Origin of the sequence: Chitinophaga caseinilytica (assembly GCF_038396765.1) — a bacterium.
In the GTDB taxonomy this organism is placed as follows: Bacteria; Bacteroidota; Bacteroidia; order Chitinophagales; family Chitinophagaceae; genus Chitinophaga; species Chitinophaga caseinilytica.
On sequence record NZ_CP150096.1, the window covers coordinates 5,439,941 to 5,461,691 of the forward strand.

The following is a 21,751-nucleotide window of genomic DNA, read 5'->3' on the forward strand; positions in this document are numbered from 1 at the left end:
CTCGCGCATCGATTCTTGTTGTATCGCCCCGGCGCTTCGCCGGGGCTTTTTTCATACACGTTTGTCTGCACTGTTCGCACTGAAAGCCACCAGGTTAAACATCTCCCGCATCCGGCTCCGTACCTGTTTACCGTACCGCTTTTCCAATGATGCGGCGTCGAGGCTGGTGATCACATGGGTGAGCATATTATGCGGGCGGGCCAGGTCTCCCCGCGATAGCAGGATCTCTCCCATCACGTTGCAGGTTTGTCCGTAGTACTGCATGTCGCTTTCCGCACCGAGGCCATCGAAGCAATAGACGACGGGCAGATGGGTTTCTTTATCGAACGCCAGATCGCTGTATTTGCGGATCACTTCATGCCCCAGCCTGCCGTATTCCATGGCCACCTGTCGGGTACTTACAATCCTCGGAACGAAGGCGCCTCCGCTCATGGCGGTAAATATCTGCATCAGGGCTGTTTTCCCGCATCCTACCGGGCCGCTGAGCATTAACCCCTTTCCGAGAAAAATCCGCTCCTCTTTCGCCCTGGCCTGGTCTTGCAGGAAGTAAGCGATCATTCGTTGAATACAGGGTTGATCTACGGTGTGGATGCTGTAGCGGCGGCCGTATAGCGCCTGCCCCTTCTCCTCAACCATTCGCTGATAATCGGCGTAGTTATAGTGGGGCTCCATAGTCCTGGGGGTTATCCAGTTCATTCTTCCTTTGCCAGCCGCGACGCTTTGCTGTGTGTTTATCCAGCATCCACTTGCTGGCCTTTGCCTTCCAGTTCACGATGGGCGTATGCCCGCCCTGCATCCAGCCCGTGGATTCGTAGTAGTTGAAGAACTTCCGGGCTTCCCTTTCCGCATGGCCTCCGGCTTCGAAGCAGGCCAACACTTCATCGAATTGCGGGGGAGTATTTTCTTTTCTGTTTATTGTTTGTATTGTTTTATTAATGTGTCCCGGTTTCGGGACCGGTTTCGGCTCATTTTCCGGCTCAACATCTGCCAAATTGCAGTCCGCATCCACCGGCAAGGATAGCTGCTGCTCGATCAGGGTGAGGTTCTTCATCGATACCTTGGCCTGGTCGCGCGGGTGCTCGGCCGGATGGTATTCCAGGAAGCCCCAGGCGTGGAGCTCTTTCAGCGTGCGGTGGTAACAGTCTTTGGAGCCGATCTTGCTGACCAGCATCAGCTGCAGCCTGCTAACGGTCATGGTTACGCAAAATTTCAGGGAGTTCCACTGCCGGAACAGTGCCAGATACAAACTTACATGCGAAGGGCGCATGCGGCTATGCCTTTCCAGGCGGAAGAAAAAACAGGATAACTGGTGAATGTAATTGATGTGCATACTCAACTAGATTGGTTTTACAGAATGTGGTTAAAAACGTTGCATGGTAATTGGTGGCCAACAATACTTCAAAACTAGGGCATACCCATCTATCAAAAATGTGACATATGTCTCATCCTGCAATTTCTTCTCTCAATATTCTGTTCAGATGCTCGCGGGATACGCCCAGGAACGAGGCGAGCGCCACTCGGGTTACCCGTTGGATCAGTGTTGGGTAGTGGGCTTTCAGCATCTGGTACTTCCCTCTGGCATCTTTACGCAGCCATTTCGTGCGGTTAAAGGTTTGCTGGTAGTAGTACCTGGTCAGCATCAACTCGAGGAAAGCGAAGGATGGGTGTTTCTCGCGCAGCATGTTCAAGTCATCCACGTGGAGTGCGATGCACTCCGTGTTGGCGAGCGTCACCAATCGCTCTCTGCTCCGGTGCTGCATGAAGAAGCTGTCAATAGCAATGATCACATCGCCGTCGGACATGAACCAGCAGTTGAATTCCTTTCCGTCTTCCTTTTCGAGAGATGTCACCAGGCCATTGATGGCGAAATAGACGTATTCGCAGATCTCGCCGTAATCCAGGATAATTTCATTGGGCTTGAATAGCACGTGGATGCAGTGGGTGGCGATGTCGCTCATGACAGCTTCCGTGAGCTCGGGGTTGAATTTCTGAAGGCCGGCGAAAAGGGTCTCGAATGCTGAGGCAGACGTGGTGTCTGTAAAGGGGTAATCGAATGGGAGGATCTTGCCACGGGTGGATTTTCGCATACAGGTTTGTTTTGGTTGATAGGTTAACCTGGGGCAAAGGGGTTTGTGGTATTGGGAGGGGACGTGCGAATATATGCAAAAATTCCATACGATAAACTAGGCAAAATTTTAAGCTCAAATTACTTTAACCAACGATTAACCTAAAAGTGGTAAGACAATATGTACATTTAACAACCTTTGCAGAATATATTCAACATATTTGATTTCCTGATTAAATAAATTTTCAACCTGCTCCAAGCGAAATCTGCATTTTTTAGCTAAAATAGGGTGACCCGGAAAAAGGAATTCGAACTCCCTCCAAATAAAACTGAAATTTGTCGGGAGTCCATCCAAATAATCTTCTTTGGCCGTTATTGCTTGACGAAGAACCTTTGAAATAATGTGGAATAGCCATCCGATCCATCGAAATTTTTTACACCAGGTAAATAAGTTATTAATTAAACTAAAGTATTTTTCACCATCGACATCTTTAAATACATGCCTATATACTATATATCTGGAATTTGGAAGAATAGCAACGAAGTAATTACTCACTATGCTTTACACATAGCGAATACCAATTCGATTAATAGAGCAGAAAAAGTAACAAAGGCACAAGCGATTATTATCGTCAGTAATCCCGCAAATAAGGTCATTACGTGGATATGGAATTATAAACATTCTTTCTGGGAATCGGGGGAATCTGTACATATTGTAAATGGTTCATCAGGCAAATATTTGAGATCAGACCCAGATAGCAAACTGACTGACAATTTAGCCCACTTGATTGATTACGACTGGATCTTTTCATAAAAAAACCCCCAGTAAGTTAAATCTATTGATAAATATCTTTCAAAATAAAAGCTATACACATTATCCATCCGTGAGGCTTAATTATATAAATCACTACGTAGATAGTGGTTTCTCCTTCCCATTTAAAACTAAGAGTCCAAAAAATGGCAAAGATTAATCTTGATGCATTAATTCAAAGAGAAGACTTTGAGGTACAAGACACCATTAACCCAGGAAAAAAGAAAGAAACGATTTCCATTGAAGATTTAAAACCGGATTCTTTCTTCTTTTCAAATATTAGAAAGCCAGATTTCCAACGTGAAACAAATGAGTGGGATGGTAAAAAGATTGCCGATTTTATTGAGAGTTTTCTAGATGGCGATCTAATACCAGCATTAATTTTATGGCGAAGCCCTTCAGGATATGTTTTCGTAATTGACGGATCACATCGGCTAAGTTCATTATATGCATGGATTAATGATGATTTCGGCGATGGATCCATCTCTAAAATGTTTTATGAGGGAATAATTCCGGAAGATCAAATTCATTTAGCTGACGAAGCTAAAAAATTAATTAGGAAGCGAATTGGATCATACGATGACTTTAAACTGGCCTTAAAAAATCCTGAGAAAGTTAATCCAAAAATTATCAAAAGAGCGAAAAACTTAAGTGCACTTGCCATACAGCTACAGTGGGTTGAAGGCGACGCAAATAAAGCCGAAAGTTCCTTTTTTAAGATAAATCAACAAGCAGCACCCATCAACAAAACTGAACTAGTTCTACTTGAATCAAGAAAAAAACCGAACTGTATAGCAGCTAGAGCGATTATCAGAAGCGGGAAAGGACACAAATACTGGTCTTGTTTCACTGAAGAAAATCAAACGCAAGTACAAGACCTAGCAAAAGAAATAAACCAAATTCTATTTACCCCTCCACTGCAAACACCAATTAAAACACTTGACTTACCCATTGGTGGAAAAGTGTATTCTACCCAAACACTCCCCTTGATTTTAGATTTCGTTAACATTGTTAACAATATTGGGGCCGATTTCAAAAAAAATCTTCCTAATGATTTAACAGGTGATGTAACTATACTGTATTTAAAAAGTTGTAGAAAAATTGCGTATAGAATAAACAGCAATCACCCTTCCTCATTAGGTCTACATCCGATAATATATTTCTTCTCACAGGACGGAAGGCACAAGGTCGCTTCATTTTTTGCAACAGTTTCTTTTATAATGGAACTAGAAAGAAAAAATTCATATTCAGAATTTGTCCTGGTCCGCAAAATATTTGAAGAATTCATTTTAAAATATGACTATATAATACAGCAAATTGTTCGCAAGTACAGGAGTGCTTTAGCGAGCTACCCACATATTACCGATTTTTATTTCTCCGTTATTGAAGAATTAAAAAAGGGAAACAATTTGGAAACGACAGCGGAAGCCCTACTCAAAACAGACAAATACAACTATCTGTCATTGCTTTCAGAACTAACTCCAGTTACTTCTAAGGAATTTAAAGATGAAAGAAAATCCGCTATTTATATTAAAGAAACAATTAACTCGGCTCCTAAATGTAATATTTGCCATGGATATATTCATCGAAACTCTATAACTATTGATCACACAACTAGGAAACAAGACGGAGGATTGGGTACAATTGATAACGGACAAATCTCACATCCATACTGCAATACCACGCATAAGAACTAATAATATATGGAAACCTAATAGAAAATTGGAAGAGATACAGTAAAATAATCCCCAAATTAAAAAAATCATAAATTAGTGGTTTGTCCTTTGCTAGCACTCAAATTTTAACAACCCAAAAAATAGTTATGGCAGTTTGGAAAGCATACCGAATAACGGAAATACTCAATGACATCGAAGACGGGAAATATGTATTACCAGTTATACAAAGAAGACTTGTATGGGAAGAAGACAAAATGATTCAATTATTCGACACTCTTCTGAAAGGAGATTCATTTGGAGGAATTATGGTAATACAGGAAGAAAAAGGGAAATCTCCATTATTCAATTTTCGACCTTTCACCAAGGATGGATCACGCATAGACTCTAGGGAGATAAAAACCCTTAATCAAACTCAGTATTTTGTCATAGATGGACAGCAAAGGCTTCAATCCTTTTACATCGGCCTTAAGGGCACTTTGAATGGAAAGGTTCTATATTTCGACCTGTTCAGCAATTATAAAAAGCAATTTGAATTTTGTTTTGAAGTTGACAGTAAAAAATTGGCAATACAACCCAAAGACACTAGTGAAAGAACTATCTCTGAGCACAATTGGCATTTAGTTGAAACCCTTTTGACCAGACTGAAAGACACCAATGACGAGGACGAAGTAGCTGCCGAAATTATCGAAGACCAAAGTATCACAGATGAATACCACAAAGAACATATAAAAAGAAATGTAAAAGCCTTCTATAAAAATGTGGTGACATCTGAGGCGATAGGTATATCAAAGGTATCCCTTAATAAGGAATTAGATAATAAAGGAAACAAACAACGGATTGTAGAATTGTTTAGAAGACTTAATGATGGCGGAACTCGACTTTCAGCTTTTGACTTGGTTGCTTCAATACTAAAAGGATTTAACTGGAAAATGGAAGAATTCTTGGAAAGCACCTTAGAGGATTATAAAGACCTCGGCTTAACACAGGACAACCTTATAAAACTCATTTTCCTTTTGCGAGATAATCCAGTCAAAGAAATGACTGATATTGAGGAAGATGATGCAACATTTGCTATTGACAATCATGAAAGAATTACTTCTGTATTAGTTGCGACTAGGAAATTCCTTATTGAATCCGGGCTTCATAACTACTACAAAGATGGCAATCGTTCATTTATACCATTATACTTTATTGCTTACCATCTATACCATAAATCAATTGATAATGCCGCATTGCAGAATTACTTTAACAATCACGATGCAAGTAATACGGATTTCCCACTGATGAAAAAGTGGATGTATTACTCATTACTCAATGGCGTTTTTAGAAGTCGCGGTGCAGGGTGGATCGCATACAGTACCGGCGTAAAGAAGATATTGAATGTAATAAAATCACATAAAGGCCAGGTATTTCCTCTGCAAGTACTATTCTCTGTTTATTACAACCATGGTATTACGTTTACAGAAGATATTGAAGTTTCAAAAATCGAATCATTCGAAAGCCAGTTTCTTTATTACCTAATGTATGATAGAAGACAGGTTATTCGAATTCAAGACACGGACCACATCATGCCGAAAAATATCCTAGAGGGAAAATATGAATGGAATGAAATTAATAGTATCGCAAACTTTCAGTTGATTGATTATGGAACTAATAGAGGGGAAAAGAATGGAAAGCCATTTCAGGAGTGGATTCAAAATTTCGTACAGGACAAAGCGAACTACATTACAAAACACCTAATTCCAGTAGATGAATCCACTTGGAAAGAGTCCCAATTTGAAATATTCTCTAAAGAAAGAGCGAATTTAATTTTTGAAAAAATTGAAAAATATGTAATAAAGAATAATTGATTGAAAATTTTCGCATTCTAAAATCTTGTTCAAACCGCAAACAAAAGTCGCTTAGGATTTAAAGCCGTTAGCTATCACCGCCGAAGCCAACATACCAATAAAGGGCAAAGCCCTCGAATAATCCAATTCCTCATATTCAAGCCCTAATACCCGGATGTTATCATAATATTCCTTATGATGTTCATAGTAGTACTTCTCCGACTGAACGAACCAGGCTTTTTTACCCAGCTTCACAGCCAGGAACCATTTTTCAAGCAACCGCGCACTTCTCCCATTTCCATCCGCCCATGGGTGGATTTTAACAAACACAAGGTGAATCAGGCTGGCAAAGAAGAATACTTCGGAGATAGTCAGCGGAGCATCCTGTAAAATGGATATATCTGCATACAGCTTTTCCATTTCCGAGGTTACCAGGTAAGGAGATGCCGCCACATATTCAATGCGGCCGTCGGGAGTGGTAACATACATGTTCTTTTTCCGGAAGGTACCCTGTGAATCTACAGGCAGAATGTGATGGGTTAGCAGCTTATGCGCTTCAGCAAATGTTTTGCGATCAAACGGGGCGTCTTTCACGAATTGATAGGTCGCGTATAGATCATCGACCTTCCGCGTGTAATCCGGCTGAAATTGAATGCCGAAACGCTTATGCTTGATGTAGGAATCCAGCTCAATGTCGACCCCTTCGATTTTGCTGGAATAAACAGATGCAACAGAGGTATAAAAACTGAATCTGTCAGTAGAAAGTTCCGCATCTACCAAAGCGGCAAAGGCGACCGACAAGTTATCTTCGCTTATTGCTGTCTTGAAAGCGGCAAGCAAATCCGTGGGTATGATTTGGAGTTTCACTGTCTAAATTTAAACAAACGAAACTACACTGAATAAAAATTAAAAAACCTCACATTCCTGTGAGGTTTTTTCTCTTCTGTGATCCCGCTGGGACTCGAACCCAGGGCCCATACATTAAAAGTGTATTGCTCTACCAACTGAGCTACGGAATCATCCCGTTTCGTTTGGGATTGCAAAGATAGGAATTAAATATTTCCTGCCAAATATTTCATGAATTAATTTCATCATGTCGCCCGAAACCAGCCACCACCCTACTTCCCGGGAACAAAAAATATTTTCCGCACGTTTGCGCCCGCCGATTTGCGTTCGTCATATACGTGCAACGAATAATATTTTCCGGCCACCCAATCATCTACCATGTTATCATAAAATTTGCTGCCGGGGTTGCCGCTTTGCCCGCCGGGATATATCCCCCACCCCTTCGTTTCCTTCCCTAATTCTACCACCATCCGCCACGACGGGCCATGCGTTTTCTTCGTCGCATTCACGATATGCGCACCACCGCCTGTATGCAAGCCCATCCGGCTGAATGCAGGGATGCTCCTGCTCAGGTGACGGATATCCGTACCACGGTCGTTCCCGATCGCCAGATCGCCGCGGGAAGAAATCGCTGCCGCCGTATCCGCCGCTTCCTGTAAAGCTCCGGTAACCAGCTCCGTAAGCGTTTCGCGGACCGGCGTGCGGATGTTGTCTACGAAGTGCATCGCGCTGTCGCGCATCAGCCAATACAGCGTGGCTTCCGCATTGGGAACGTGCCAGGCAAGACTATCTTTCACCGGCATCTCATCGCGCCAGAGCCGGGAATTCAGGTTCTCCCACCAGAGATTGAACAGCGTCGCGGCTTTGCTGTCCGGCGACGCCACACCATCCCACCCGAACAGCATTTCCCAATACGGGCGTTGTGCGGCGGTGAGGGCGGCCGGCGCCACAAAATCCGCCAGGAAAGGCATGGCGCTCACGGCCAGGCGGTTCGTGTTATCGTTTTGCAGGCGCATCAGGTCTTCCGGCGTGATGTTTTGCATCGCGGTCAGGCGCTCCTGTATCTGCAACCCGCGATAGATCGAATAATAACCGAACATGCGGTACGGGAAAGCACTATCCGTAGGGTGCTGGTTGGCCGACTGCACGAATCCCTGCGCAGGATTCTGCACATGCGGGTTCTCGCTCATCGGGATGTATCCCTGCCATGCAAACGTGCTGTCTGCACCCGGCATCACGAATTTCCCCTGGTCTTTCCAGCGGAGGGGATGCTTCCCATTGTTCCAGATGGCAATGCCATCCTCTTTGCTGGCGAAAATAAAGTTCTGCGCGGGGCAGCTCCAGATCTGCAGCGCATTCGTATAATCGACGTAATTCTTCGCGCGGTTGAGGCGGTATAGGCTCAGCAGCTCGTTGGAGGGGTCGTGGGCCGTCCAGCGCATGGCCAAGTACCCATTGCCGAAACCATCGCCGCCAAATGTCGGGTCGTAGATCACAGGGCCCCAAACGGTATAAGCCACCGTGTCGCGGAAGGGCTCGCGGCCTTTGATGCGGATCTCTTCCACCCGCATATCCGCTTTCCGCCACTGGCCGTTGAAGCGATATTCGCTCTTCCCGTTCCGGAAATCCATCGTATAATAATCCAGCACGTCCATATACCCGTTCGTCAGCCCCCAGCCGATATGATCGTTGAAACCGATGATAACGCCGGGCGCGCCGGGAATGGAAACCCCATACACGTTCACTTCGGGCGTATGGATCTGCATTTCATAAAATATCGAGGGAAGGGATAACGTAAGATGCGGATCGTTGGCCAGGATGGGCGCGCCGTTCTTCGTTTTGGACGCCGCCACGGCCCAGTTGTTGGAACCGTTGTCAGGATCGGGGCGCGATCCGGGATCGAAAGCGCCGATCCCTGCCGTTACGATACTGTCTGGCGGCGCCACGGCTTTTTTCGTTGCCGCAGCGAAAGGCGTACCCACCGGAACGATGGGCGCAATCACATCCGGCCAGTCGGGATACAACTGGTTGAAAATATCCTTCCCGTAACGTTTGCGGGCGTTGGAATAGGCGATATCGTCGCCGGTAGACGCCAGGTCGAACGCCATGTATTTGATGAGGAGGGCGGATTTGAGTTTGGTCCAGGGTTCCGGCGCGTAGCCCAGCAGCTTGTATTCCAGCGGGTAATCGCGTTCGCGGAGGGTTTGGATGTATGCGTTCACACCGTCTGTATAGGCGTCTGTGATCAGTTTGGAGACCGGATCGGCGTCCATGGCCTTCACAGCCTGTTCAGCGCCGTATGCGAGCCCTTCCCGGCGTTTCTGGCGGTCGTATTGCAGGAGCCCTTCGCCCAGTATCTCGCAGAGGCGGCCGGCGGCGGCATGGGTCTGCAATTCCATTTGCCAGAGGCGGTTGGTGGCGTGCAGGTAACCCTGGATGTAATAGGCGTCGTAATCGTTCCGCGCGAAAACGTGCGCAACCATGCGCTCGTCGAACCACACGCTGGCAGAGTCTTTCAGGGCCGGCAGCGAGATGTGGGAATCGGACGAAGCGGGGCCCGCAGGCTCTGCATGCACCCAGAATCCATGCTGTGGACTAAACAGCATCCCGAAGGCAGGCTTATTGGCAAAACGATGATTGAGCGCCCAGACGAGGGCGATGGTGAGCAGTAAAGGAAGGATTCTCATAGCGATTACATGGTAGCCGGTTCGGCGAGGAAGATATCGATTACTTTGTTCCCAATGTCTTCGTACATGCCGAAGATCTGTTTCAGCGCTGCGTACAGCTCCTTGTAGTTGGTGAAAACCGGCATCGGGATGGCAGGCCCTTCATAACCCACCTGTGCGGGAATCAGGGAGAACTTGCCCCCCACACGGGTGTCGTGGTCCAGGTCGAACGCCACATCCACTTCGATTTTGCCTTCTTTCAGGGAAATACTCAGGCCGGAGCCGAGGCCTTTGACAGACCGTGTATCGTCCACACCTTCTACCATGTAGAGGGAATTTGCGGGATCATAGACGGTTTTGCGGAACCCAAATTCCATGATCATATCCTGTGCTTCGGTAACGCTGTGGTCGGTAAAGGGAGGCGTGGTTTGGAATTGCGCAGCGAAAGCATGGTACCAGGATACAAATTCGACCTCTTCTAATACTTTTTTCCAGACGGGATGCATCTCCATAAAATAGTTTTAGAAGGTTAGGAAATCTACAGTTAATATACGCCTTTTCAGGAATATGACAAGACAGTGGCCGCCAGGTTTTCCACTTCCTCCGGTGTATTAAAGCTATGCAACACCACCCGCAGCCGCTCCTGCCCTTTCGGGACGGTCGGGTGTAGAATGGCCCGCACGTCCATGCCCTTGCCCTGCAAATGCTGCGCCAATCCGCGCGCCTGCTCGTTTCCCGGGGCCATCACCACCTGGATGGGCGTTTCGCTGGCCCCGCCCAGGCGCGATTTGAACAGCCGTATGAGCCCCATCAGGTGCTGCCGTTCTTCGTTCAGGTCCGGGAAAATATCGTACGCGGCCAGGATTACGGCCACGGCCTGCGGCGGCAAAGCAGTGGTATAGATGAAAGCCCGGCAGAAATTGATGAGGTAATCACGGAGGATGGGCGATCCGAGCACGATGGCCCCGTGGCAGCCCACGGCCTTCCCGAATGTATGGATTCTCGCGAAACAGCGGTTTTGCAGGCCCAGCGTCTGCACCAGCCCCTCGCCTTTCTCGCCGACTACGCCCGTGGCGTGGGCTTCGTCTACCACCAAGAGCGCATGGTGCCGGCCGCAAAGGGCGGCGATTTCAACGAGGGGCGCAATGTCGCCGTCCATGCTGTACACGGACTCCACGGCCACAAATACGCGTCCGTCGGCGTTAGCGAGCTTCTTCTCGAGGTCGTTCAGATCGTTGTGGAGGAAAGAAAACGTCTGCGCCGCCGAGAGCCGCATGCCGTCGCGGATAGAGGCGTGGATGAGCTGGTCGTAAATAATGACGTCTCCCTTTTGCGGAACGCTGGCAAAAAAGCCCAGGTTGGCGTCGTACCCGGAGTTGAAGATGAGCCCGGTGGGGGCATCATGAAAAGTTGCGATCAGTTTTTCGGCTTCTTCCACCAGTTCGTAATTCCCGGCCAGCAACCGGCTTCCGCCGCTGCCATGCACTTGCGGGAGCTGCCGGCTGATCTGGTGCGCCGCTTCCTGGACGCGCTCGCTGCGCGCGAGGCCGAGGTAGTCGTTGGAACAGAAGTCCACCAGCTGGCCGCTGGTCCGCAGTTGGCGGAAGGCGTGCTGCTCGCGGCGTTTATCGAGGGCGGTGCGGAGAAAGTCTTCGTGTTGCATGCTTCAAAACTAATTATCTTATCTGTAACTTTGCTGCTTCAATTAACAACAGCGTATGAGCAGTAAAGTTTCGATCCTTGGCCTGAAATTACCTACAGACCCGCGCTGGGTAGACCTGGCGGCTATTTCTCTCGAAGAAATCCTCACAGACCATGCTTTCTGCGAGCAAAAGGCGGCCACGTCGGCCATCTCGCTCATACAACGATATCCAGACCGGGCGCGGCTGGTAGATGAATTGGCGCCCATCGTGACGGAGGAATGGGGGCACTTCCGCCAGGTGCTCGCTGAAATGAAGAAGCGTGGTTTTGCGCTGGGAAAGCAACGGAAAGACCTATATGTGAATGAACTGATGAATTTCCAGCAGAAAGGCGGCGCGCCGGATGTGGTGCTGCTCGACCGGCTGTTGCAGTTCGCACTCATCGAGGCGCGGAGCGCGGAGCGGTTCAGGTTATTGAGCGAGGGGCTGGAAGATGCCTACCTCCGTGAGTTCTACCGCAAGTTCATGATCTCCGAAGCCGGGCATTACCGCCTGTTCATCGATCTGGCGAACGAATATATTCCGGAAGAGAAAGTCCGCCGCCGGTGGACGGAATGGCTGGCCTTTGAGGCGGATATGATAGCGAAGCTCCCGGTAAGAGGGGACCGGATGCATTGATATCGCCTTCTGCATAACAACAAGCAGGAATAGGACGCACTACAGCAAAATGTGACATCCACTCATCGCATATCGAAGAATTGCTGCCGGCGCTCGTTGTACCCGCGCACTTCATCGTCTGTCTTCCCGACCATCGCTGCCGCTTTAGACACCCAATCTTTCGGGAAATGCTGCTTGCAGTAATAAAGAATGATGTCGTACGTCCCGGGATGCTCGAAATCCTCCTCCTTAAATCCCAAATCCAGATCAGCCATCCCTGTATACATCTTCCGCCATTTATTGTACATGTATAAATAGTGGACGACAATCGAGATGGATATGCGCTGCAAATCGCCTTCGACCAGTTTTTGCTGCGCCGCATTCCGGTAATACTGCGTTACCATTTCGAAATTCCGGGTGAGGATGTCCGTCACTTCTTCCACCGACTGATGTTCCAGCAGCGCATTATTCTCTTCACAAAGCAACCTGATAGCCGTCCCCTTCGTTTGAAGCGTAACCTTCAATTCCCCGAGCAATATTTCTTGCTGATTGTTCATTGACTTGAAATATTCAAAATTTCATTTCCAATTAATCATTGAATATATCGTGTAAAAACTCGTTATCACCGTCGTTTAGCAAAACTGATTTGCCGTTATGATCATTTTTGTACCAAAGTTCCAGTCTACCCTTCTCTGTTCCATCTTCAATGGCTCTCACCCCGTCCAGCACGCAGAAGAAACCAAACAACGTACTATGCACCGCTTCTTGTACGATGTCTTTTACGAACGCTTTTTCATTTTCCCCAAGCCCATTGTAAAATACCGCAGCTTTTTCCATATCAGGATTGTGCTTACTGATGTAATCCAATTCACTCGTGGATTCTATAGCCGCCGGCCTGCCAACCACCATTTTCACAATGGCTACAAATTGTTCTGCGTTCATGATTTATCATAGATTAAAATAAGAAAACTTAATTAGCTATTTCCATCGCTTAAAGCGATGCAGCTTGCCATTCACAGTATACCTGTACGATAAATTCTGCTTCGTCAGCCCCGTGATCTCATAACAGCTCCCATCGTTCAACCGAATGAACTCCAATGTCCGGTCGGGCCCTTTGTAGTAGCTCGTATCGCAGGATTGATGGCTCCAGGTGTATGTTCCCGAGGCTACCGTATCCTTATTATAGAACCAGCAATACGACGTTTCCCGGAACTCGATTTTGAAATGACTGTCATCCAGATTAACCCATTTGCCCCGCAGTAATGCTTTTTGCTGAATATGATTTCCCAACTGAAAAATCAATACCAAATGGAACAAAATGGTATACATAGGTTCGGATTTTTGTCGGTCTCAAGCTAAAAATGGAACCCTAAATTCACATAAGCCTTCAGAATCTGCGCCTGGTCGCTGTACATGAGCGTGGCTTCCATGGGGCCCAGTTTGGTGCTGTAGGCCAGCGTAAGGCCATAGCCGGTCACATATCGGTACTTGGGCTCCACGTTGCCGATGAAGTCATACACCGCGCTCGATACCCGAGGGATGGCGAACACATTGCGGAGGGCTTCGTATTGCCAGCCCAGCTGCAACGCACCTACGCTGGCGGTATTCACCTCCCCGTCGTACAACCCCACGAAAGGGATCTGGTTCCGGCTGAAATCCGTCACCCCTCCGATCCGGAAATCGTTGATGAGCAACTGGTTGTAATTGAAATTGAAGCCTGCATAGGCCCCCATCAGCAGCGACGATTTCCGGCCCATGGGCACGTAATAATTCGATTTGAAAGAAACGCGGGTATAGTTGTTAAACCTGAAATCGATGCTATCGAGGGGTAGATCGTGCCCGTTTTGCCGCACATACATATCCGGGTTCTGGCTGTGCACCGCCCCTGCTTCAAAGTTGATGGTGGCGCCGCGGGTCGGGTATTGTTGGCGGTTGAGGGTGTTCAACCCGAAGAAAACGAAAGAATTCAGTTGATTGGTATTGCCGTCGATCTGGATGGAAGGCGAGATTTTAGGCTTCACCCGAATGTACTCCCAGCGCGAGCCGATGCCCACCGCCATCACGCGGTTCAGCATGAATTGCAAAGAACCGCTCACATTGGCGTATTTGGTGCGGTACTCCAGGAATTTCCGGAAATCCAGGTAATAACTCAGCGGGTTGTTCTCGTAATAGGCGCCCAATCCAAAGCCCACGTTCCGCTTGCGGCCGAGGTACTTGAAAAATTCTGCCCGGAGGCGCGGGTTTTCGCTGATGGCCGCCGATACCAGGGCACGGCTGTTCGGCACGATGAAATTGCGCTGCGTGATGTTCACGATGGCGCTCACGCTCGTGTAGGTATTGTAATGCAGGGCGAATTTGACGTAGGTGAGCGGGGTCTCCTCCGCCTGGATCTCCAGCTCGCTGCGGCCATACCCCAGCGGACGAAGATGATAGGTAATCTGCTTGTAAAACCGCGTGCCGTAGATGTTCAGGATCGCTTCGCGGATCATGTCGGGCGTATAGCAGCCCCCGGCTTCGAGGCCCAGCCTTCCCCGGAAGAACTTCTCGTCGGAATGGACGAGCCCCGCCACCGATATCTTCGTGATCTCGATATCGGGCACCACCGGCAGCCGGGTCTTCGGCTGCGCTGCCAGGGGATGGATCGCGTTCAGGGAATCGGCCATGCGTTTGAAAATGGGGTACATTTCCCGCCCTGCCCGCTTGCCGATCTCGATGATGGAATCCACACTGCCGAAGCTCGCGGCGGAATAACCTTTCAGTTCCGGCTCGATGTACACGTCTGCCAGCTTCCGGGCCTCCACGAAATCTGCCGCGTCTTTATAAAAACCAAGCTGGTAAAGGATATCAATAGGTGTATTCAGCTCTTCGGCAGTACGGAGCCCCCCGCTCACATTGCTGCCGATGATGATGTCGGCGCCCATTTCTTTGGCGGTCACCGTCGGGAAATTCCTCACCACGCCCCCGTCTACCAGCTTGCGCCCGTCGATCTTCACGGTCGTAAACACGGAAGGGATGGCCATGCTCGCCCGGATCGATTCTACGATCTCGCCTTTGTCGAGCGTCACAACGTCGCCGGTGGCCACATCGGTGGCGATACATTTGAAGGGGATGTTGAATTTCGAGAAATCCTTCACATCGCGGACCGGCCAGCACATTTTCGCCAGCTCCAGCCACAGCTGTTCCCCGGAAATCACGCCCGAGTTCAGCTTGGGTTTCCCGTATTCGAACGGGATCTCGATCATGTACCGGTTATATTCGTTCCTTTCTTCGTAACTGATGTCCGACATAACGGGCTGGTTGGAAAAGAGCCCGCTCCAGTCGAGCTTCCGGGCCATCACCTCGATGGAGTCGCCCGAATACCCGATGGCGTAGAGGGAGCCTACGATGCTGCCCATGCTCGTGCCCGTGAGCACGTCTACCCGGAGCCCTGCGCTGTCGATCGCCTGGAGGATGCCGATGTGCGCCAGCCCTTTGGCGCCGCCCCCGCTCAGCGTAAGACCTACTTTGGGCCGCTGGGCCGAAAGCGAAATAGGATATAGTCCCCCAAGAATCAGTAAAAAAACGAGAATCCGCAGCATTAGGTATTTCCGAAGGTAGTTTCTTAAAGTTAACGGTAAAAACAATGCAAACATCCGGAAGGTTGGAAACATTCAGCTAATTTTCTATCTTTTCCGGATAACAATTTCACTTTATGAATGCATCGAACCCGAAGCAGAATATCTGGCAGGTCATATTCGCTTCTTCCGCGGGAACCCTTATCGAATGGTACGACTTTTACATTTTCGGTAGCCTCTCCCTCATCCTGGCAGAAAAATTCTTCCCGGACACCAATCCTACCCTCGCCTATATCGCCACCCTCGCCACTTTTGCCATTGGTTTCGTGGTGCGGCCCTTCGGCGCCATCGTATTCGGCCGCCTGGGCGATATGGTAGGCCGTAAATACACATTTCTCCTCACGCTCCTCATCATGGGCGGCAGCACCTTCGCCATCGGCCTCATTCCCAGTTATGCCACCATTGGCGTTTTCGCGCCCATTCTCGTGCTCATCCTCCGGCTGGCCCAGGGCCTGGCGCTCGGCGGCGAATACGGCGGCGCGGCCACGTACGTAGCGGAACACTCCCCGCCAACCGACGCGGATACTTCACCAGCTTCATCCAAACCACCGCCACGCTGGGGCTTTTCGTTTCCCTCGGCGTGATCCTCGCCACCAGGCTCCTCATGACCCCGGAATCGTTCAACGACTGGGGCTGGCGTATCCCCTTCTGGCTGAGCATCTTTTTGGTGATGATGAGCTACTATATCCGCATCAAACTCCATGAATCCCCCCTGTTTACCAAGCTGAAAGCCGAAGGTAAAACCTCCACCAACCCGCTGAAGGAAAGCTTCGGCAAGAAGGAAAACCTGAAACTCGTGCTCCTCGCCCTCTTCGGCGCCACCATGGGCCAGGGCGTGGTTTGGTATACCGGCCAGTTCTATGCCCTCTCCTTCCTGCAAAACACCATGAAGATCGAGTTCATACAGTCCAACATCATCATCGCCACGGCACTGCTTTTCGGCACGCCGCTCTTTATCTTATTCGGGCACCTGTCCGACAAGATCGGGCGCAAGAAGATCATGATGGTGGGCATGTTGATCGCCGCTATCAGCTACTTCCCTATCTATCATGCCATGGATACCACGGTAGACCTGTCCCGCAAACAAGAGGTCACGGAGCGCTACCGCATCGAAAGCACCCTCACGCCGCATAACGGCACCCTCGTGGAAACCACGCGCAAAACCCGCGAGTTTACCGACGGCACCCTTGTCACGGAAATCACCAGCCCCGACAAGAAAGCCGCCGTGAAAGAAGTGAAGCTTGGCCAGTCGCAAACCATCTGGATCATTTTCCTGGTATTTGTGCAGGTCGTGTTCGTTACCATGGTATACGGCCCCATCGCCGCATTCCTGGTGGAGCTTTTCCCCACGCGCATCCGGTACACGTCCATGTCGCTGCCCTATCACATCGGCAACGGCGTGTTCGGCGGGATGCTCCCGGCTATCGCTACCTTGCTCGTACAGAAATACAATAACCACCTGGCAGGGCTCATTTACCCGGTAGCCATTGCTATCGTATGTATGGTGATCGGCGTCGTGTTCATCAAAGAAAGAAAGACTGCAGACGGGTTCGAGGAAGACGCGGAAGTGTAAGAAAGGGTTATCTCAAAATGATATAAAAACAGTCTGCAGGGTTGCGATCCGACAGACTGTTTTGTTTTTGTGGTCTGCCATCGATGTTTTTGGGGAGGAACAAAACTTGACCTCACAATCTTAGAAATGGCCTTCTAATTCGTTGAAACAGGTTTCTGGCTACCATCTTGCCGGTTTAACAATCTGAGAATTTGGGCAACATGCTGTTCGATCTGAAATAATCGACTTTTAATCTCCTGATGCTGGCTCTCATGCCTGAAGTCATTCATCTCAATACCAAACAAACGGTTGTTAGTCAACTGTACGCTTTGTTCAATCCTACTCGTACGTTCACTCGCATTTTTTACACGAATCTCATTCAACTCCAAACGATTGTCGATAACTCTATGAAGATTGCCTAGTTCTGCCTTCATCTGCGAAAGCATGCCGTTATTATTCTCGCTAGTTCCGATCACTTTGTTTTCATGTACCATGTTGTAACGCTTGTTTTGTTGCCTGCTATTTCGGCAATTTTTTAACGATAATTGATTACTTAACAACTCGAAGTTCAGCAATAGATATATGCTGCTCCTTTACTGTTTCCCCCAACACTTCCAATCGGCGATTGGTTTCAGCTTGCGCAGATTCCAGGTTATTCAAACGATTGTTAACTTCTGCCTGATTGCATTCCAAATTATCAATCCGACAAAGTATGCGCTCAAAATAAGCTTTGAATTCTTGATACGCGACACCCTGCTTGTACTGGTGCATATTAAAATTTGTCAGCAGGGCCACGAAATTCTCCTCCAAGGCTATCATTCGGCCGCTAAGACTTCCGAATTCTGACTCAATTCGATCAAAGTGTTCTTTCATTTCGAGCTTTACGGTCTCTAGTCCCGTTCTTACATGTTGAAGTTCGCTCTTTACTTCTCCATTGGATGCTGTCAATTCCGATTGGAACTGAACAGACAAATCTTTAATTTTCTCAAAAATTGTGATCAATAATTCCTGGTTTTCCATAAATGGTAATTTATTTTTCACAAAGTTAGAAGGCCAAACAATTCCAGCCAAAATATGCATCTCCGAAAATCGGATATTGAAAGTGATAAAAACAAAAGCCGCCCTTAAAAAAGGCGGCTTCGATATCTTACAATACGCTACAGTACTACGTTTCAAAATAGCGCAACAAATCTCCGAAATCCAGAGAAGGATTTTGTTCCTGCAACGCGCGCGCCTTCTTCGCCATCGCCTGCAGAAACTGTTTGTGCGCAGGGCTTTCAGGATTGAATGGCTTATGGCCTTTCGCACGCAGCAACTCCACCACCTGTCGCGCCACCTCCTGCGACGAAGGCTGCACGCAAGCCTTCAAAAAATGCTCCCACACATACTGCAACGCCTGCTCGTTCGGATGCACCATGTCTTCCTTGAAGAAACGGTAATCCCGCAGATCATCCATCACCAACTCATATGCCGGGAAATAAAACAGCCGGTCGAATTTATGCACCAAATGATGCACCGCCTGCAACAATACCGCCTTGCTCAGATTATTTTCCACCACCCCGTCGCGCACATACCGCACAGGACTCACCGTAAACAGGATGTTCACCTTCCGGTTCACGAAAAACAGCCGGTGCATCATGTTGTCCAGCGCCGAGATGATCTCATCCAGCGGCACCAGCTTTTTCGTGAACGATGCATCCGGCACTTTGTGGCAATTGCCCACCAGGCGGCCGTCTTCCTTCAGGTACCAGGCGTGCGCCGTGCCCAGCGTGATCACCAGCCAGTCTGCCTCCTTCAATCGCGCCGCGGCAGCCGCCTGCGAATCGTTGATGCGCTGCAACACCGCGTTGCGGTCGGTCCCGGAGAAACGGGAATGATGGTCCCAGCTATGCCAGATATCTTCGTGTAAAAACAGCTCATCGGCCGTATAGCGCTTATCGTCCAGGTAGGAAGTCATGCTCCGGGCGATGCTCAGCGGGTTGAACAGGATGCCGTTGGGATTGAGCAACACGTCGAACCTGTGCTGCTCCAGCCGTGAACCGATCTCTTCAGCGAAACAGGAGCCCGACAGCAGTACTTTGTCGGAATGGTGTATGGAAGGCCCCAGCGGCTCCACCGGGAAAGTGAGGCGAAAATTCATGCTGCAAAAGTATCAAAATTTCGGGCTAATGACCGAACACGCTATCGGCTTGTACCATCGCTTCCGCAAAAGCCTTTGCATCCAGCCCGGTATCGATCCCCCGCTGCTGGCAGAACCACAGCAGGTTTTCCGTGGCAATATTCCCCACCAGATCATCCTGCGCCATGGGGCAACCACCGATGCCGCGGATCGCACTATCGAACCGCCGGCACCCGTTATCCCATGCCGCCGCGATCTTCTCCTCCCAGGCCTGCGGCGTGGAATGGAAATGCGCCCCGAACTCCACCTCCGGGTAAGCCGGCACCAGCTTCGAGAACAGTGCCGAAATACCCTCCGGCTTCGCCACGCCTACCGTATCTGCGAGGGAAATGATGGGAATGTGCAGGGCCGCGAACCGGTCTGCCCATTCCAGGGCTACTTCCGGACTGTACGGATCGCCGTACGGATTACCGAAGCCCATGGAAATATAGATCACCAGCTGCTTTTCGTTCTTGATGCAAAGCTCCTGGATGGTTTGCACCTGCTCCAGCGACTCGGCGATCGTTTTGTTGGCGTTCCGCAGCTGGAACGTCTCTGAAATGGAAAAAGGGAACCCCAGGTAATGGACCCGCTCATGCCCCACCGCATCTTCCGCCCCGCGGACGTTCGCCACGATCGCCAGCAGCTTCGTGGCCGATTCGTCCAGCCCCGCCAGCACCTCCGCCGTGTCCGCCATCTGGGGAATGGCTTTGGGAGACACGAAGCTGCCGAAGTCCAGCGTATCGAAACCTACGCGCAGCAAGGCGTTGAGGTAGGCGGTCTTCTCCTGGGCAGGGATCTGGCGCGGCCAGCCCTGCATGGCGTCTCGCGGGCATTCGATGATTTTGAGCATACGCTAAAATAACGAATTCCCCCGTTCATCCATCAGGCGTCCAACCGCTGTTTCATGGCTTCGTAGAGGATGATCCCCGCGGCAACGGACACGTTGAACGATTCGAAATTATTCTGCATGGGGATGTGGAACTGCTCGTCGGCCGCTTTCAACAGCGCCGGGTACACGCCCTTGTCTTCCGAGCCCATGATCACCGCCACCGGCTCGCGCCAGGGCAGGTCCTGCAGCTTCGATTTGGCCTCCATCTCGCTGGCCACCACTTTGATGCCGTTGAGATGCAGCTCGTCGATGGCTTTTAGCAGGCTGTTCACCCGGCAGATCGCGATGCGTTCCAGCGCGCCGGCGGAAGATTTGAGGGCTTCCTCGTTCAGCGCGGCGATGCCCCGGTCGGGGATGATGATGGCCTGCGCCCCGCAGCAGACCGCGCTCCGGGCGATGGCGCCGATATTGCGGACGTCGGTAATGCCGTCGAGGATGAGGAAAAGGGGCGTTTCGCCTTTTTCGACCGTATGGGAGATCACGTCCTGGAGGTCGAGATAGGCCACGGAAGCCGCCAGGGCTACCACGCCCTGGTGGTTGGCCTGGGTGAGGCTATTGAGTTTTTCCACCGGTACGTAGTTGATGGGGATACGCAGTTCGGTGGCCTGGTTGCGGATTTGCGGTATAATATCGCCGGAGGCGGTTTTGAGCATGTAGATGCGCTCGATGGCCTTTCCGTTCTTCATGGCTTCCAGCAGGGGCTGGCGGCCGATGATGAGGGAAGACTGTTTGGGCTTGGGAGCCTGTGGTTTGAAACGGTGGTTCATCGGCGCAAAGATACGGGATTCAAAGCTCCCCTTCCAGCATCATGAGCCTTATCTTTTGGATCGCGGCCACGGAAAGGGAGTCCGTGATCCCGAAATCCTTCACCATCTGGTAGGCTTCCTCGAAGGGAACGCGGCGAACGGCCAGCTGTTCCGTCTCCTCCGGCTCCGCCTCCCCCATCTCCAGCCCCTGCGCCAGGAACACGATCCCGGACTCGTCGGATACCGAGTTGGAAAGGTGCATCTTCACGACCGGCCGCCAATGCCGTGCCCGGAGCCCTGTTTCCTCCAGCAGCTCGCGCTGCGCGGCGATGAGCGGGTCTTCGCCATGGGGCCCGCCGCCCTCGGGGATTTCCCAGCTCCAGGCCTCCAGCGGCACGCGGTATTGCCCCACCAGCCAGATGTGCTGCTCCTCGTCCATCGCCACCACACCGATGGCCACGTTCTTGAAATGGACGGTCCCGTAAATGCCCGGATTGCCGGCCGGGTTCAGGCCGCGGCGCTCCGTGACCCTGATCCAGGGGTTTTCGTAAGGAATACTGGCAGACTCGAAGCGCCAGGGGTTTTGATGCTGTTCCATC

General features: G+C 49.9%; 20 protein-coding genes, 1 tRNA gene and 1 pseudogene. 5 read left to right on the forward strand and 17 right to left on the reverse strand.

What is annotated here, in order from left to right; all coding sequences use genetic code 11:
- Window positions 1-51: 51 nt before the first annotated feature.
- The 3 genes from WJU22_RS22385 to WJU22_RS22395 form a co-directional block, all read right to left on the reverse strand.
- Complete coding sequence (locus WJU22_RS22385; protein WP_341840403.1) at window positions 52-672, reverse strand: hypothetical protein; 621 nt, start codon at window positions 670-672, stop codon at window positions 52-54.
- A complete protein-coding gene (locus WJU22_RS22390) occupies window positions 656-1,195 on the reverse strand; it encodes a hypothetical protein (protein WP_341840404.1) in 540 nt (179 codons plus the stop codon). The genes WJU22_RS22385 and WJU22_RS22390 overlap by 17 nt, the downstream gene beginning before the upstream one ends.
- A gap of 247 nt (window positions 1,196-1,442) precedes the next feature.
- Window positions 1,443-2,087: a Crp/Fnr family transcriptional regulator gene (locus WJU22_RS22395; protein ID WP_341840405.1), complete on the reverse strand. Its 645-nt coding sequence runs from the start codon at window positions 2,085-2,087 to the stop codon at window positions 1,443-1,445.
- Between the two features lie 477 nt (window positions 2,088-2,564).
- Here WJU22_RS22395 and WJU22_RS27315 point away from each other — a divergent pair, with 477 nt between their 5' ends.
- The 3 genes from WJU22_RS27315 (at window position 2,565) to WJU22_RS22405 (ending at window position 6,402) form a co-directional block, all read left to right on the forward strand.
- Window positions 2,565-2,879 (forward strand): DUF3892 domain-containing protein, encoded by a 315-nt coding sequence (locus tag WJU22_RS27315; RefSeq protein WP_425165375.1) that lies wholly within the window; start codon window positions 2,565-2,567, stop codon window positions 2,877-2,879.
- 143 nt (window positions 2,880-3,022) lie between these two features.
- Entirely contained in the window at window positions 3,023-4,573 is a 1,551-nt protein-coding gene (locus tag WJU22_RS22400; RefSeq protein ID WP_341840406.1) for an HNH endonuclease family protein, read from the forward strand.
- A gap of 125 nt (window positions 4,574-4,698) precedes the next feature.
- The gene (locus WJU22_RS22405) at window positions 4,699-6,402 is read left to right on the forward strand and encodes a GmrSD restriction endonuclease domain-containing protein (protein WP_341840407.1); all 1,704 of its coding nucleotides are present in this window, start codon (window positions 4,699-4,701) and stop codon (window positions 6,400-6,402) included.
- A gap of 51 nt (window positions 6,403-6,453) precedes the next feature.
- On the opposite strand, the gene WJU22_RS22410 is transcribed toward WJU22_RS22405, so the two are convergent.
- The 5 genes from WJU22_RS22410 to WJU22_RS22430 form a co-directional block, all read right to left on the reverse strand.
- Window positions 6,454-7,248, reverse strand: a complete 795-nt coding sequence (locus tag WJU22_RS22410; RefSeq protein ID WP_341840408.1) for a Fic family protein — start codon at window positions 7,246-7,248, stop codon at window positions 6,454-6,456.
- A gap of 79 nt (window positions 7,249-7,327) precedes the next feature.
- Window positions 7,328-7,400, reverse strand: a tRNA-Lys gene (locus WJU22_RS22415).
- A 99-nt stretch (window positions 7,401-7,499) separates the two neighbouring features.
- Complete coding sequence (locus tag WJU22_RS22420; RefSeq protein ID WP_341840409.1) at window positions 7,500-9,914, reverse strand: penicillin acylase family protein; 2,415 nt, start codon at window positions 9,912-9,914, stop codon at window positions 7,500-7,502.
- Window positions 9,915-9,919: 5 nt separating this feature from the next.
- Window positions 9,920-10,405 (reverse strand): hypothetical protein, encoded by a 486-nt coding sequence (locus WJU22_RS22425; RefSeq protein ID WP_341840410.1) that lies wholly within the window; start codon window positions 10,403-10,405, stop codon window positions 9,920-9,922.
- A 47-nt stretch (window positions 10,406-10,452) separates the two neighbouring features.
- The gene (locus WJU22_RS22430) at window positions 10,453-11,556 is read right to left on the reverse strand and encodes an 8-amino-7-oxononanoate synthase (protein WP_341840411.1); all 1,104 of its coding nucleotides are present in this window, start codon (window positions 11,554-11,556) and stop codon (window positions 10,453-10,455) included.
- Between the two features lie 55 nt (window positions 11,557-11,611).
- Between WJU22_RS22430 and WJU22_RS22435 the strand changes: the two genes are divergently transcribed.
- Window positions 11,612-12,211 carry a tRNA-(ms[2]io[6]A)-hydroxylase gene (locus WJU22_RS22435; RefSeq protein WP_126246109.1) on the forward strand — a complete coding sequence of 200 codons (600 nt, stop codon included), beginning with the start codon at window positions 11,612-11,614 and terminating at the stop codon, window positions 12,209-12,211.
- A 62-nt stretch (window positions 12,212-12,273) separates the two neighbouring features.
- Here the strand turns inward: WJU22_RS22435 and WJU22_RS22440 are convergent, their stop codons facing one another.
- From WJU22_RS22440 to WJU22_RS22450, 3 genes are all read right to left on the reverse strand, one after another.
- A complete protein-coding gene (locus WJU22_RS22440) occupies window positions 12,274-12,747 on the reverse strand; it encodes a hypothetical protein (RefSeq protein WP_341840412.1) in 474 nt (157 codons plus the stop codon).
- A gap of 31 nt (window positions 12,748-12,778) precedes the next feature.
- Window positions 12,779-13,132 (reverse strand): hypothetical protein, encoded by a 354-nt coding sequence (locus tag WJU22_RS22445; protein ID WP_341840413.1) that lies wholly within the window; start codon window positions 13,130-13,132, stop codon window positions 12,779-12,781.
- Window positions 13,133-13,545: 413 nt separating this feature from the next.
- Window positions 13,546-15,768, reverse strand: coding sequence for a patatin-like phospholipase family protein (locus WJU22_RS22450; RefSeq protein ID WP_341840414.1), 2,223 nt, complete (start codon window positions 15,766-15,768; stop codon window positions 13,546-13,548).
- 113 nt (window positions 15,769-15,881) lie between these two features.
- Between WJU22_RS22450 and WJU22_RS22455 the strand changes: the two are divergent.
- Window positions 15,882-17,377: pseudogene (locus WJU22_RS22455) on the forward strand (MFS transporter).
- A 134-nt stretch (window positions 17,378-17,511) separates the two neighbouring features.
- On the opposite strand, the gene WJU22_RS22460 reads toward WJU22_RS22455, so the two are convergent.
- The 6 genes from WJU22_RS22460 to WJU22_RS22485 all read right to left on the reverse strand — a co-directional run bounded on the left by WJU22_RS22460 (window position 17,512) and on the right by WJU22_RS22485 (window position 21,750).
- Complete coding sequence (locus tag WJU22_RS22460; RefSeq protein ID WP_341840415.1) at window positions 17,512-17,850, reverse strand: hypothetical protein; 339 nt, start codon at window positions 17,848-17,850, stop codon at window positions 17,512-17,514.
- Between the two features lie 55 nt (window positions 17,851-17,905).
- Window positions 17,906-18,376, reverse strand: a complete 471-nt coding sequence (locus WJU22_RS22465; RefSeq protein WP_341840416.1) for a hypothetical protein — start codon at window positions 18,374-18,376, stop codon at window positions 17,906-17,908.
- A gap of 145 nt (window positions 18,377-18,521) precedes the next feature.
- Window positions 18,522-19,496: a GSCFA domain-containing protein gene (locus WJU22_RS22470; protein ID WP_341840417.1), complete on the reverse strand. Its 975-nt coding sequence runs from the start codon at window positions 19,494-19,496 to the stop codon at window positions 18,522-18,524.
- Between the two features lie 25 nt (window positions 19,497-19,521).
- Window positions 19,522-20,367 carry a hydroxymethylglutaryl-CoA lyase gene (locus WJU22_RS22475; RefSeq protein ID WP_341840418.1) on the reverse strand — a complete coding sequence of 282 codons (846 nt, stop codon included), beginning with the start codon at window positions 20,365-20,367 and terminating at the stop codon, window positions 19,522-19,524.
- A gap of 32 nt (window positions 20,368-20,399) precedes the next feature.
- A complete protein-coding gene (gene rlmB, locus WJU22_RS22480) occupies window positions 20,400-21,173 on the reverse strand; it encodes a 23S rRNA (guanosine(2251)-2'-O)-methyltransferase RlmB (protein ID WP_341840419.1) in 774 nt (257 codons plus the stop codon).
- Between the two features lie 19 nt (window positions 21,174-21,192).
- Window positions 21,193-21,750, reverse strand: coding sequence for an NUDIX hydrolase (locus WJU22_RS22485; RefSeq protein ID WP_341840420.1), 558 nt, complete (start codon window positions 21,748-21,750; stop codon window positions 21,193-21,195).
- Window position 21,751 lies beyond the last annotated feature (1 nt).